We start from the raw sequence: 12,025 nt of genomic DNA, 5'->3' as shown, positions 1-12,025 counted from the left end.
AGGTTATGGTGAGGCAGCACGCCGGAGGTCGGGGCCGGCGCGCTGCCGGAATCTCTAAGCCACTAGTAGCAGCCGCAGGCTCGGGCCGCAGCCGCGCTGATGGACCTTCCGGAACCGCTGCCTTCCATCACCTCGGCCACGCCGCAGGAGTAGGAGTTGGTTTCCGAGAAGGCGTTGCAGCAGACGCGGTAGCCGGTGTTCCGGCAGTAGCCGCACACTTGGGTGCTGTCTTCCGAGGAAAGCCTGGAGTCTTCCATGTAGCAGCCTTTGCGGAAAAGCCACTGCTTGTCCGGGTACTGGCGCAGGGCCGAAGCCGGCTGAACGGCAATGGCGAGAAGCATGGCGGCCACGAAGGTCACGCAGACGATACGCATGTCGGTCTCCTGGTTTGCAGTCCCCAAGAAGGGGCAATTCGACGAAAGAAGTAATTCCGTTAAGGATATCTTTATCTTGTGATGATACTAGTGTCAACGAGCTTGGACTTTTTTCTTCCCCTCTTCCGGAGGGAAAAAAGAATCCCGGACCGCCGAAGCAGCCCGGGATTTTCGTGCGATGCAGTGTACACTTTACTGCATGAACCCAAGGGTGCCGATCTCGTTGAATGCGGAACGATGCTCGGTCCCTGTCGGCAGGAAGCGCATGGTGGAGCGGGCGCCCATCTCGGCTTCGCTCGTGAGTTCCGTATCAGTCCACCAGATGCCGCCGGCGTTGATGTTGTTCTCCTTGACGTAGGAGGTGAAGGTCCGGACCGATTCAAAACGTTCGAAGTACGGCCCGACCACGAACATGAAGGTGAAGAGCACGGCGGAGCCGGCGATGAGGCCGGCCCAGCCGCGGATGGTTTGTTTCTGTTTTTGCGTCATATGCCTACCTTTTCATGCCGTTATATGTTCGCCGTGATGTCCGGGAAGACCAGGTAGAACATGATGTAGGCCATGAGCAGGGTCAGACAGAGGTTGAAGGACTGGCCGAACACGTAGAGGATGAGCGGCTTGCCTCCCTTGAAGTAGTGCGCAAGCTCGCGGAAGTTGGTCGCCAGGCCGATGGAGACAAAGGCCAGGCAGAAGAACCAGCCGCGGAAGATGCGTGACCAGCCGCGCAGCACGCCGTGGTCCACCAGGGCGTAGCCGGCGTCCGGCCCGAGGCTCTGGTAGATCAGCGAGAACACGATGGACGCAAAGATGAAGCCGATGACGAACTTCGGGAAGCGGTACCAGATCTCCCAGATGGAGACGCGCTGGCCCGGAATGCAGTCCACCTTGGCGCACCCAGTAGACGGCTACGAAGAAGGCGATGACGCCGATGAGCACGTTCTGGATCATCTTGATGGTCGCGGGCGGTGTACAGGGCCGATTCGCCCAGGAACGCGCCGGCTGCGGCCACGGCGCCGGTGGCGTCGATGGTGCCGCCCATCCAGGCGCCGCCCAGAACCTCAGGCATGCCCACGGCCTTGATGAAGGCCGGCATGAGAATCATCATGATGGAGGTGAAGACCAGGGACATGCCCACGGAGAGGGTGAGCTCCTCCTTCTTGGCGCGGCAGGCGGCTGCCGTGGCAATGGCCGCGGACACGCCGCAGACGGACATGTCGGCCGAGACCACGATGTTCAGGGTCTTGGACGGTATCTTGATGATCTTCTGGCCCACGATAAAGGTGGTGATGAGCACGATGGGCGTAACCACCCAGGCCACGAAGATGCCGGGCAGGCCGATGGCCAGGATCTTGCCGAAGAGGATTTCGGCGCCGAGCAGCACGAGACCGGTCTTGATATAGTACTCGGTCTGCACGGCGGGCATGACCCATTTGGGCGTGCCCACGGTGTTGGAGATCAGCAGGCCGATGGCGATGGCCCAGGCTGCGTAGCCGATGCCGTAGGCCTTCATTGTCGCCTGGCTCGAACCGACGTAGGCCAGCACCGCCACTGCAAAGACGAACAGGAAGCCGATGAAGAACTTGGCCGGGTTGTGGCCCATGAAGATCATGCCGATGGCGAAAAACGCGCCCATCAGCAGGCCGAGGCCGATCAGCTTGAAGATCTGGTTGTAGCTGGAGGCCTTGGTCTTGCCCTTGGCCTTGGAAGCCTTGCTCTTGGCCTCCTGCCAGCCGACGATGGCGGCCTTGGCCGTCTCGTTCAGCTCAGGGTTCTGGAAGTTCGCGGCAGCGGCGGCGTCCTGTGCGGCCTGCGCCTCTGCCAGGGCGGCGTCGGCTTCGGCCTGGGCTGCCTCATACTTGGGCACGGCCTTCTCCGCCTTGGCCTGGGCCGCTTCCTTACTAAAGATGAAGGCGGTGATCGGGTTGCTGCTCCAGCCATGAGGATGCGAGGTGAACGATTTGATTTCCTTCGCGAAGCCCTGGCTGGTCGCCTTCATTTTCTTCGCGCTTGCGGCGTTGATATACTCGATGGTCTTGAACGGCGCGCGCTGCGACTCGGCCTGCATGATGGCGTTCGATTCGTCGATCTTTTGCTGCATGCCCTCGGGCGGGTTGGGCAGATACAGGATCATGCCCACAATCAACAAGGCGAAGCCGAGCCAGATCGCCCAGTAGTCTTCCATTTTCCAAAGGTCTGAGATTTTGGAAGATCCTTTGTCGACAACAACGCTCTCTTCAACACCGGCCTGACCTACCGTTGCTTTGACTTCGTCTTCCGCCACGGCTCCCTCCTTTGCTGGGTGTTAATAGTCCGCTGGTTCGGCATTGGTTCGGCTGGGCTTTCCCCATGGCCAGCCGGAACACGCAAGTATCTTTATGGGTAGGGCAAGATGCATGCCAGAAAACTATCAATGCAACACAATGAAAAAACAGGAGAAAATTATGATTTGTGCAGTTGGGCTGTGCATGGCGGGAAACGCCGGACTGTGGCTTTCAGCAAAGGAACTACGAATTTATTTCAATTTTTCACATAGATGGATGCTCTATACCCGACATGTCGCCCAAAGTTGGCAGGGTGTTGCCGCAAGGACGCACCCACTTGAGTCTCCTGGCTGCGGAGGGTAAGCAGGATATACCACCTCTGCGGCCGTTACGGCGTCTTCCGGTCCGGCGGTCCATTCCTTGGGGGCTACTCGCGTCATGAAGGGCTTCACACCGTTCAAACACATGAGCCTCCAGGCCAAGTTCCTCTTCGGCCTTGCGGCGATCATCCTTGTGGGCGGGCTCATTTTTGCGGGAGCAACGTACTATACCCTGCAGGACCTTCTGGAGCGGGAGGTCTCGGCCAAGGGCGAGCTCGTGCTGGCCCAGGCCGAAGCCGTGCAGAACTACGTGCGCACAACCCTGCGGCCGGCCATGTACAAGACACTGGGGCACGAGAAGTTCCTCATCGAGGCCATGTCCACCTCGTACATCTCCCGGCGGGTGATGGAGAACGTGGGCGAGGGCCGCGGCGACGGCTTCCTCTACCGCAGGACCGCCATCAACGCCCGCAATCCCAAGTTCGAGTCGTCCGCGCTGGACCTCGAGCTCATCAAGTACTTCCGCAACACGCCCGGGGCGGAAAGCTGGTCCGGGTACAAGGTCATCGACGGCGTGGAGCACTACCTCACGGCGCATCCGGTGGTCTTCAAACAATCGTGCCTGCGCTGCCACGGCAGCCCGGAAAACTCCCCGCACGAGCTCATCGAGCGCTACGGCTCGGATCGCGGCTTCGGCCACGTGGCCGGGCAGATCGCCGGGGTCACGGCTCTGGCTCTGCCTGTGGCGCGGTCCGTGGCCAGCATCCGCGGCGCAGCGATCACCTTTGTCTCCCTGGCCGTCGGCGGCGCGGTCTTCTACTTCGCCGTGGCCAACCTTTTTTTCAACAGACTGGTGGTGCACAGTCTGCGCCGCGCGGCCGATATTTTTCCGCGCTACTTCCCGGACGATGAGGAGGCGAAGAACCTGACGCGCACCAAGCTGCCCGCATGGAGCGAGCCTGGCGACGAGATCGAGGAGGCGCTGGACGCCATGGAGAGCCTGGCCAGCACCTGGCCGAGGCGCGCAAGGAGCTGACCCAGTACGCCACCGGCCTGGAGCGCATGGTGGGCGAACGCACCGAGGCCCTGTCCCTGGAAGCCGGCGAGCGCCGGGCGGACGTGGCCCTGTTCGTCAAGCTGCTGGAGCGGCTCAACGAGAGCCGCACCAGGCGCGAGCTCATCCGCTACACGCTGCCTGAGGTGGCCAAGAGATTCCATGCCGACCGCGCCGTGTTCATGTGCGCCATTGCCTCACGCATGGAGCTCCACTGGCCCGACGTGGAGCTTGAGACCCAGGACACCCTGTCCGAGGAATGGCGGTATATTGTGGATACAGGCGAGGGGATCTACCAGACCCACCGCGCCATCGTGCCGGTCCAGTCGTCTGTGGACGCCCTGGAGGGTGTGCTCTGCCTCTTCTGGGATGACGCCGAGTTCGACCCGGAGAAGTCCATGAACGTGCTCGGCGCCATCGGCCGACAGCTCGGCGTGTCCATGGAGAACCTCAACGCCCTGGACAGCCTGCTGCGGCAGAACGAGCTGCTCCAGGCCATCATCGAGGGCATTACCGACCCGCTGCTGCTGATGGACGGCCGCTGCAACGTGGTGCTGGCCAACCAGGCCGCTCGTGTCCTCACCCAGGACCGCACCGGTCTGGTGTCAGACGCCGGGCCATGTCTCCGGCACATCCTGGGCGGCGAGATGCGCTATCCGGACGGCACCCCCATGGCGGAGGGCACTGCCCTGCACGAGACGCTGCAACGCGGCGCGCCGTCCAGCTACGAGCTCTCCCTGCCGGATGGCCGCTCATTCGCCGTCAGCCTTTATCCCTTGCCGGAGCTGAGCGAGGCGCCCGCCAGCCGGGTGGTCGTCTATGCACGGGAAAACACGGCCGAGCGCCGAATGCTCGCCAGCCTGCAGCAACACGAGAAGCTCATCACCGTGGGCCGTCTGGCCGCCGGACTGGCGCACGAGATCAACAATCCCCTGGGAATCATCCATTGCTACGCCGAGCTGCTTCTTGCCGCGGCGGGCGACGACCAGCAGCAGGCCGACGCCCAGATTATTCTGGAGCAGACGCACAAGGCGCAGAAGGTGCTGCAGGACCTGCTCAACTTCGCCCGTTCGCGCAAGCCGGGCCAGGGACCGTGCCGTCCCGGGAGCATTGCGCAGGAGTCGGCCGAGGTCTTCTCGGTGCAGGCGGAAAAGGCCGGAACGCGGCTGATCACGGCCGTGGAGCCGGACATGCCGTCCTTGCGGGTGGACCCCCAGGCCCTGGAGCAGATTTTTTCCAACCTCATACTCAACGCCCTGGACGCCGTCTCCAGCGTGGAGCGGCCGGGCGAGATTACCGTGAGCGCGGGCATCAACGGCGGGGGCGTCTATCTGCGCGTGGCGGACAACGGCCCCGGCGTTTCGAGCGAGATCATGGACCGCATTTTCGATCCCTTCTTCACCACCAAGGAGGTGGGCAAGGGCACCGGCCTTGGCCTGGCCGTGGTCTATGGCCTGGCCCAGGAGCTGGGCGGCGAGGTGCGTGTGGACGCGCCGAAAAACGGCCCCGGCGCCGTGTTTACCCTGCTGCTGCCGGCCTCGCTGCTGGTGGAGGCTGAAGAGACAGTGTTATGACAGAGCATACAACACCGCCGACGTTGCTGCTGGTGGACGACCAGCAAGAGTACACGCGGGGGCTGGCGCGTCTTGTGGAAGGCGAGCACCCGGAGTACCGCTGCCTCCGTGCGGCCAACGCGGCCCAGGCGCTGGAGGCGTTGGGGAGCGAGACCGTATCGCTGATGCTGACGGATCTGCGCATGCCGGGCATGGACGGGCTGGAGCTGCTGCGTGAGGCCCTGGCCGTGGAGCCGGCGCTCTCGGTCATCGTGCTCACGGGCTTCGGCTCCATCGAGACGGCCGTGGAGGCGCTCAAGGCCGGGGCGTACGACTTCCTGACCAAGCCCGTGGACAAGGACGTGCTGCTGCGCACCCTGGACAAGGCGCTGGAGCGCAGCCGGCTGCTCGAAGAGAACTTTTGCCTGCGCTCCTGGGTGGCCTCGCGGGAGCTGGACGACGAGCTGGTGGGCGAGAGCGTGGCCATGCGCCGGCTCAAGGAGCAGATACGCGCCGTGGCCCAGAGCGACTACACCGTGCTTATTACCGGCGAGTCCGGCACGGGCAAGGAGCGCATCTCCCGCGCCATCCACAAGCTTTCTTCCAGGCGGGACAAGCCGCTGCTCACCGTGAACTGCCCGGCCATCCCGGACCAGCTTCTGGAGAGCGAGCTCTTCGGCCACGAGAAGGGCGCCTTTACCGGAGCGGACCGCACTCGCAAGGGCATCTTTGTGGAAGCGTCCGGGGGGGACGCTGCTCCTCGACGAGATCGGTGACATCTCCATGAACATCCAGACCAAGCTCCTACGCGTGCTGCAGGAACGGGAGGTACGGCCCGTGGGCTCCAGCCGCAGCGTGCCGGTGGACGTGCGCATCCTGGCCTCCACCAACCGCGACCTGCAGGAGAAGATTCGCGAGGGCACCTTCCGCGAGGATCTTTTCTACCGGCTCAACGTGCTCACCGTGCAGGCCCCGGCTCTGGCCAGGCGGTGCGAGGACGTGCCCCTTCTGGCCAACTACTTCCTCTCCGAAAGCTGCCGGGAGATGGGCCTGCCGGCCAAGCGCATGGCTCCGGAGGTGCCGGGATTTCTGGCCGCGCGTCGCTGGCCCGGCAACGTGCGCGAGCTGCAGAACTTCATGCGCCGGCTCTGCGTGTTCTGCCACGGGGAAGAGGTGGACATGGCCCAGGTCTACCTGGCGCTCAGCGCCGAGGGCGAGCGCTGCGAAAACGGAGACACGGCCGAGTCCTACAAGGACGCCAAGGCCCAGGTTGTGGAGGCGTTCACCCGCGCCTACGTGACGGACCTGCTCCAGCGCACTCAGGGCAACGTGTCCGAGGCGGCGCGGCTCTCCGGGCTGGAGCGCGTCTCCCTGCAGAAGATAATCAAGCGGCACGAGATCGACGCGGATCGTTATCGGTAGTACGGTTACGCCGGATGGGTATCGTGCGCCTTTGCGCAGCAGTGAATGGAAAGGGGGATGAGAGCATGGCTGCGACGACAGACAATGACGGACGCTTCGATACTGCGCTGTTCCACGAGCGTTACGAGATGGGCGGCGACGGATACCTGGAGCTGGCCGGAACCTTTGTATCCTACATGGACGGCGAGATGCAGGTCCTGACCGCGGCCATCGAGCGGGGCGGCCTGACCGGCTCCGATGCATTGGCCAAGGATATGGCCTCCCGCGCCCACGGTCTGGCGGGCAGTGGTTCTACATTCGGCCTGCGCGGCGTGCAGGAAGCAGCCCTGCAGCTTGAGCGAACCATCCGCCAGGGGCAGCAGGCCATGATCCGCGCCTGTCTGGTCCAGCTTGAAGAAGAGTGCGCCCTTGCCCGCGAGTTCCTACAGCGGATGACCGACGAGAGCTGAGGCTACCCTGTAGGAAAAGCCCGTGGTTTCTCGATTATCTCCGATTTGTAGGCGTTAGTCCTACACCTTTCGTACACTCCTTCTGACATGAAAAGGAGCCCCACGCTGATGTGAGGCTTCTGCACGTTGCGATACTTAAGGGAGACTAGTGTCATCCCCACATGAGTATCTGTGGCAGCAGCTGCGTTCGGGGACCCGGACGCCCGCCATACGTTTGTCTCAAGGAGGTATTGATGGAAACCAGGAAACACGATCTGAAACGAGTATTCGACGCCGGCTTCGGCAAGGCCGAAGACTCGTATGAGTACGGCGCAGCGCCTGAAGACACCAAAGCGCTCTTCTCCACGCTGTTCGCCACGGTGGAGAAGCCACTGCTGCTCTTCGACGGCAAGGGCCGCGTGATTGCGGCCAACCCCAGCGCTCGCGACCTGTTTGGCGGCGACGGCGAGATGACCGGCCGCGAGGCCACCTCGCTCTTCCGCGGCGACGGCGGCCGCCGGTTCATGAGCGAGATCCAAGCCGGCGACGAGGTGCCGAAGAGTCTGGAGGCCGTTTCCTGCAACGACGCCGACGGCAACGACGTGAAGGCCAACCTGCGCCTGACGCCGGCCAAGTTGTCCGGTTCCACCTGCTACCAGGTTTTTGTGGACGCCCAGCACGACACCGGATCGCTGGAGCAGCAGCTCGCGCGCAAACGCCGGGAGCTGGACGAGATGACCATCACCCTGAAAAACGTGATGGAAACCGTGACGCGCGACAAGCGCCAGCTCAAGAGCGAGATGGCGCGGCAGATAGAGGTCGAGCTTTTTCCCATGCTGGAGAAGATGTCCCACGAGGGCGCCGGCGACATCCGCAAGAGCTACGCCGAGGTCATCAAGCGCCAGCTGCGGCGCATCACGGGCGGCGCGCACGCCGAGCCCGACCCCATGCTCATGAAGCTGACGCCCACCGAGCTGGAGATATGCCGCTACATCCAGGCCGGGCAGGGCACCAAGGAAATCGCCGAGATGATGCACTCGGCCTTCGAGACCATCCAGACGCACCGCAAGAACATCCGGCGCAAGCTGAAGCTGAAGGGCCGGAAGGTCTCGCTGTGCATGTACCTGCAGTCACGGGCGACCCTGCCGCCTCCCGGCGGATCGTTCGATTCCCTCGATTCCTTTGAGGCCGAGGGGTAGCCGCAGGGCCTGACAGGCTCGGGCAGAGTGCGCCTGGCGCAGGCCGGGGACGAATCAGTTCTCGAGCCTGCGCAGGAACGCCTCCAGCGAAGGGTATTCGGACACGGACGTGGCGGTGAACTCGTCGCCGTACGTGGCCACGAGCACCGGGGTGGAGTCTTCGGACGGCGCGTTGCGTCCGGTGGAGTCCGCAACCACGACGAAACGGCCGGGCTCGTCCTTGCCGAGCATCTTCACATATGCGCTTCTGCCGCGGTTGGTGTCGTAGCGAAAAAAGCCCAGATCCTCCATGCGGTCGTGGGCTGTCATGGAATAATCATACTCGGTTGTTGCCAATACTGCGTGTGCAATCACTGGGGGGATCCTCCTTCGGGGTTGGTGGAGACTACCTAGTACACGCCATGGCGGCAGGCTAGGGTGAGTTATCAGTCATTATCCTACAAGCCTGTCATCCAAGAGGCTACACATCAGAGTATATGTCTGGAGGGCATCATGCTGAAATATATCGTGATTGCGGCAATAGTCGCCGTGTCGCCCCTGTCGGTCATGTCATCCCTGTCCTACGCAAGTACGGACCGCTACCCGGCCGATTTTTCGGAGATGGACACCAACAAGGACGGCGTGCTGACCTGGGACGAGTTCCACGCCTACTACCCCGAGCTCTCCAAAGACGCCTATGACGGGGCCGATACCCAGAACGACGGCCGCGTCACCCCCGAAGAGTGGAAGGCGTTCGTGAACAAGCCGCGGTAGGGCGGACAGATTTATATAGTAGAAGGGTGGAAAGCCGGCGTCTCCTGGAGAGGCGTCGGCTTTTGTTTTGTGGCGGAGATCGGCGCTAATCCTCGTTGTGCCAGCGCATGGTCGGTGGATTTGCGGCAATGACATCTATCCGAGCGGCTTTGGCCAGGATTACGAAGTGGGTGAACGCGTCGCTGTCTATTGAGTTATCGCGGGCAAGGCGCTGGATCCAGGATGAATCTTCGACTATGAAAAAATGAGCCTCTTGTGTTCCGGCATGCCCTTGGGCTTTTGTATGTGTTTCGTTGGACTTGCAGTAGGCGAGATGCGAATCGAATTTGACGATAAGAAACGGATGTAACTTCCCTAGGGAAAAAATGAATCGTAATCCTTCACTGTCATCTTTTACAGCGATGAGAGATATTTGTCTGGAAACATTACGCGACGGTTTCCACGGAGTAAGCTTGTCTGTGCCGTTTTGCATATAGATAGTAAGTGCGTAAGAGTTAGCGAAGCCATTCTACGATGGGCTCGAATCCACTGATGACGTCAATAAAATCTGCTTGTGTAATGATTGAATAGTGCTTGTATTCGATACGTTCATCAAAGGGGATGCCAAGGTTTTCATCATTGAACCATTGCAGCCAGCGAGAGTTTTCGACGGTGAACAATGAGCATGAGCAAGGAAAGCCCTGCGCTTCACCAAAAGTCTTAAGTCTCCGGCACTCGTCCAAATTTCGGTAGGCTTCAGATTCGTCGAAATTGATTAGCAGATGTGGAGGACCCAGTCCGGTTTGTACATCGGCAAGCAGAACTCGAACCCCCTCGCAATCATCGTAAAGCGCGTACACCATCAACTCCGCAGGGATATCATCCAAGGGGCGCCAGGGCTTGTATATTTCTTGATCCATTCAGGGTGCCTCTGATCAATTCGTCACGTTTCAGAAAGACTTCCCGGATACGCTTATCAATTCTGCGATTTTTGGGCAATTCGATCGCGTCCTACTCCCTCAGATTTTCAAACCCTTCGGCCACCATGGTCGGCGTGAACTCGATGATCTCATATTCAGCAACGCCGGCCTTGTTGAACGGGTCCCGGGCCAGGATCGCTTCAAGCTCGTCCCTGCTGCCGATGGTGGAGAGGATGACGCCGCCAGTCCTGGGGGTCTTGCGGCCGGAAGCGATGAAGCTGCCCTTGGCGTACTCCTCCTTCAGGTAGGCGACGTGGGCTTCGAGATTCGCGTCGATCTCCTCGATGGGGCGTATGTACTGCAACGAGACTATGAACATGTCTTCTCCGTTCTTGATGATATATCACGGGGTTGTGCCTGGAGCTGGAAGGCTGTGATAGAGCACCGCGAGAGTAGCCAAAGGCGCAGGCCCTGGCGACCGGTGCATGCCCCTGAATACGCCGGCATTCTGCATGCACGTCGCTACTTCGTCGGTTAGAGTGCGAGGATTAGGTGCACGATGATGCCGATAGCGATGATGGCCAGCGCTGTCCAGGCGATGGTGCGCTTGATCTTCCCGCTGCCTCCCATGTCCATGGCCATCTCCTCGTTCCGTGTGTGCCAGGCATGGTTCAGCCAGGAGAGCCACCCCACAAGAAGGACGGCCGCTATGTTCATCCAGAATGTGTAATCGATCTTGAACTGGGTCACTTCCTTCACGGCGTGTGAGCTTTCCGGCGTCATGCCCAGCAGTGCAAAGGCATAGTGGAGAACTATGGCTGTGCACACGATGCTCACATACATGATTCCGGCAATGTACAACGCTGTCTTGGCGCCGTAGTAGCGGGCATTGATTTCCACGAGTGGTGGCACCATGAGGTCGGAGTATATAAAGCCCATGATGCCAGCGAAAAGCACACCGCTGGAGTTCAGCACCGTGGCAAGGGGGATGTTGCCCATGGACCCGATGAATGTGGCGGCCGCCACAAACGGAGCGAGCAGGGCGTTCTCCAGCACCATGGGGAAATACAGGGGGCTCTGGGCCGCCTGATCTGCAAAGAAAATCGCTTTCCAAAAAGACGCGGGAACAAAAACGGCGACAAAGCCGGCTACGGTAAAGCCGATGGCGATCTCGTGCCAGACCATGGCCCATTCGCTCACAAACTTCTTGCCCACCAGCCGCCAGCCGTCGGCGCTGAACATGCGCTCGCGCCAGTCGAAATCCTGTTCCTCGTCGTCGGCCTCCTCGTTCACTTTGTCCCGGGCCTGCTGCAGCCAGCTTTTTGGGTAGGTCCAGAGCATAAGAGAGCGGCTGATGAGTATGAGCAGGAGCCCGCCGACGATCTCCGCCGCCAGGAACTGCCATCCGAGAAAGATGAAGATGAGAATGCCGAGCTCGATGACAAGGTTGGTGGATGCGAACATGAATGCGACGGCGGCCACGAAATGCGCCCCTTTCATGACAAGGGCGCGGGCTGTCGCCAAGGCGGCGAAGGAACAGGAGGAGCTGATCGTTCCGAACAGGGTGGCCAGACCGACGCTCTTGGTGTCCGCACTGCCGAGGTATGGCGTGAGGCGTCCCTTGGGTACGAATGCCTGGATCATGGCGCTGACGAAGTACCCGAGCACAAATGCCCAGCCGGATTTCCAGAAAAATCCTGCAGATGTTTTGGCTGCTTCCCCATACGTGTTCAGAAAATCGACGAATTGCATATGATCCTCG

At 61.1% G+C, this 12,025-nt stretch carries 12 protein-coding genes and 2 pseudogenes; 6 read left to right on the top strand and 8 right to left on the bottom strand.

Annotated features, from left to right (window positions below; genetic code table 11):
* Window positions 1–62: 62 nt before the first annotated feature.
* The 3 genes and pseudogenes from E8L03_RS06025 to E8L03_RS06015 form a co-directional block, all read right to left on the bottom strand.
* Window positions 63–374 (bottom strand): hypothetical protein, encoded by a 312-nt coding sequence (locus E8L03_RS06025; protein WP_171266834.1) that lies wholly within the window; start codon window positions 372–374, stop codon window positions 63–65.
* A 192-nt stretch (window positions 375–566) separates the two neighbouring features.
* Window positions 567–863, bottom strand: coding sequence for a hypothetical protein (locus tag E8L03_RS06020; RefSeq protein WP_144305757.1), 297 nt, complete (start codon window positions 861–863; stop codon window positions 567–569).
* A 20-nt stretch (window positions 864–883) separates the two neighbouring features.
* Window positions 884–2,655, bottom strand: a pseudogene (locus E8L03_RS06015) (YeiH family protein).
* Window positions 2,656–3,073: 418 nt separating this feature from the next.
* Between E8L03_RS06015 and E8L03_RS06010 the strand changes: the two are divergent.
* The 5 genes and pseudogenes from E8L03_RS06010 to E8L03_RS05990 all read left to right on the top strand — a co-directional run bounded on the left by E8L03_RS06010 (window position 3,074) and on the right by E8L03_RS05990 (window position 8,611).
* Window positions 3,074–3,991 (top strand): Tll0287-like domain-containing protein, encoded by a 918-nt coding sequence (locus E8L03_RS06010; protein ID WP_171266833.1) that lies wholly within the window; start codon window positions 3,074–3,076, stop codon window positions 3,989–3,991.
* On the top strand, window positions 3,904–5,583 hold the full coding sequence (locus E8L03_RS06005; protein WP_171266832.1) for a two-component system sensor histidine kinase NtrB: 1,680 nt from the start codon (window positions 3,904–3,906) through the stop codon (window positions 5,581–5,583). The genes E8L03_RS06010 and E8L03_RS06005 overlap by 88 nt, the downstream gene beginning before the upstream one ends.
* Window positions 5,580–6,984, top strand: a pseudogene (locus E8L03_RS21090) (sigma-54-dependent transcriptional regulator). The gene E8L03_RS06005 and the pseudogene E8L03_RS21090 overlap by 4 nt, the downstream one beginning before the upstream one ends.
* A 65-nt stretch (window positions 6,985–7,049) precedes the next feature.
* Complete coding sequence (locus E8L03_RS05995) at window positions 7,050–7,433, top strand: Hpt domain-containing protein (protein WP_167512495.1); 384 nt, start codon at window positions 7,050–7,052, stop codon at window positions 7,431–7,433.
* A gap of 233 nt (window positions 7,434–7,666) precedes the next feature.
* The gene (locus E8L03_RS05990) at window positions 7,667–8,611 is read left to right on the top strand and encodes a PAS and helix-turn-helix domain-containing protein (RefSeq protein WP_167512496.1); all 945 of its coding nucleotides are present in this window, start codon (window positions 7,667–7,669) and stop codon (window positions 8,609–8,611) included.
* 54 nt (window positions 8,612–8,665) lie between these two features.
* Here E8L03_RS05990 and E8L03_RS05985 read toward each other — a convergent pair whose 3' ends face one another.
* A complete protein-coding gene (locus tag E8L03_RS05985; protein ID WP_171266831.1) occupies window positions 8,666–8,920 on the bottom strand; it encodes a hypothetical protein in 255 nt (84 codons plus the stop codon).
* A 183-nt stretch (window positions 8,921–9,103) separates the two neighbouring features.
* Here E8L03_RS05985 and E8L03_RS05980 point away from each other — a divergent pair, with 183 nt between their 5' ends.
* Complete coding sequence (locus tag E8L03_RS05980) at window positions 9,104–9,364, top strand: EF-hand domain-containing protein (RefSeq protein WP_144305764.1); 261 nt, start codon at window positions 9,104–9,106, stop codon at window positions 9,362–9,364.
* Window positions 9,365–9,449: 85 nt separating this feature from the next.
* Here the strand turns inward: E8L03_RS05980 and E8L03_RS05975 are convergent, their stop codons facing one another.
* The 4 genes from E8L03_RS05975 to E8L03_RS05960 all read right to left on the bottom strand — a co-directional run bounded on the left by E8L03_RS05975 (window position 9,450) and on the right by E8L03_RS05960 (window position 12,015).
* Entirely contained in the window at window positions 9,450–9,836 is a 387-nt protein-coding gene (locus E8L03_RS05975) for a hypothetical protein (protein WP_171266830.1), read from the bottom strand.
* A 22-nt stretch (window positions 9,837–9,858) separates the two neighbouring features.
* The gene (locus E8L03_RS05970; protein WP_144305766.1) at window positions 9,859–10,263 is read right to left on the bottom strand and encodes a hypothetical protein; all 405 of its coding nucleotides are present in this window, start codon (window positions 10,261–10,263) and stop codon (window positions 9,859–9,861) included.
* 91 nt (window positions 10,264–10,354) lie between these two features.
* Window positions 10,355–10,642, bottom strand: a complete 288-nt coding sequence (locus E8L03_RS05965; protein ID WP_171266829.1) for a YciI family protein — start codon at window positions 10,640–10,642, stop codon at window positions 10,355–10,357.
* 155 nt (window positions 10,643–10,797) lie between these two features.
* On the bottom strand, window positions 10,798–12,015 hold the full coding sequence (locus E8L03_RS05960; protein ID WP_171266828.1) for a permease: 1,218 nt from the start codon (window positions 12,013–12,015) through the stop codon (window positions 10,798–10,800).
* Window positions 12,016–12,025 lie beyond the last annotated feature (10 nt).

It is taken from the genome of Oceanidesulfovibrio marinus (assembly GCF_013085545.1).
GTDB lineage: Bacteria > Desulfobacterota > Desulfovibrionia > Desulfovibrionales > Desulfovibrionaceae > Oceanidesulfovibrio > Oceanidesulfovibrio marinus.
The sequence above is the reverse complement of the archived record's forward strand: the minus strand, read 5'-3'. Positions and strand labels throughout refer to the sequence as shown.

Excerpts from the sequence above, each read along its gene's own strand:
- E8L03_RS06025 (WP_171266834.1), bottom strand. The coding sequence starts at position 374 with ATGCGTATCGTCTGCGTGACCTTCGTGGCCGCCATGCTTCTCGCCATT.
- E8L03_RS06020 (WP_144305757.1), bottom strand. The coding sequence starts at position 863 with ATGACGCAAAAACAGAAACAAACCATCCGCGGCTGGGCCGGCCTCATC.
- E8L03_RS06010 (WP_171266833.1), top strand. The coding sequence starts at position 3,074 with ATGAAGGGCTTCACACCGTTCAAACACATGAGCCTCCAGGCCAAGTTC.
- E8L03_RS06005 (WP_171266832.1), top strand. The coding sequence starts at position 3,904 with ATGGAGCGAGCCTGGCGACGAGATCGAGGAGGCGCTGGACGCCATGGA.
- E8L03_RS05995 (WP_167512495.1), top strand. The coding sequence starts at position 7,050 with ATGGCTGCGACGACAGACAATGACGGACGCTTCGATACTGCGCTGTTC.
- E8L03_RS05990 (WP_167512496.1), top strand. The coding sequence starts at position 7,667 with ATGGAAACCAGGAAACACGATCTGAAACGAGTATTCGACGCCGGCTTC.
- E8L03_RS05985 (WP_171266831.1), bottom strand. The coding sequence starts at position 8,920 with ATGACAGCCCACGACCGCATGGAGGATCTGGGCTTTTTTCGCTACGAC.
- E8L03_RS05980 (WP_144305764.1), top strand. The coding sequence starts at position 9,104 with ATGCTGAAATATATCGTGATTGCGGCAATAGTCGCCGTGTCGCCCCTG.
- E8L03_RS05975 (WP_171266830.1), bottom strand. The coding sequence starts at position 9,836 with ATGCAAAACGGCACAGACAAGCTTACTCCGTGGAAACCGTCGCGTAAT.
- E8L03_RS05970 (WP_144305766.1), bottom strand. The coding sequence starts at position 10,263 with ATGGATCAAGAAATATACAAGCCCTGGCGCCCCTTGGATGATATCCCT.
- E8L03_RS05965 (WP_171266829.1), bottom strand. The coding sequence starts at position 10,642 with ATGTTCATAGTCTCGTTGCAGTACATACGCCCCATCGAGGAGATCGAC.
- E8L03_RS05960 (WP_171266828.1), bottom strand. The coding sequence starts at position 12,015 with ATGCAATTCGTCGATTTTCTGAACACGTATGGGGAAGCAGCCAAAACA.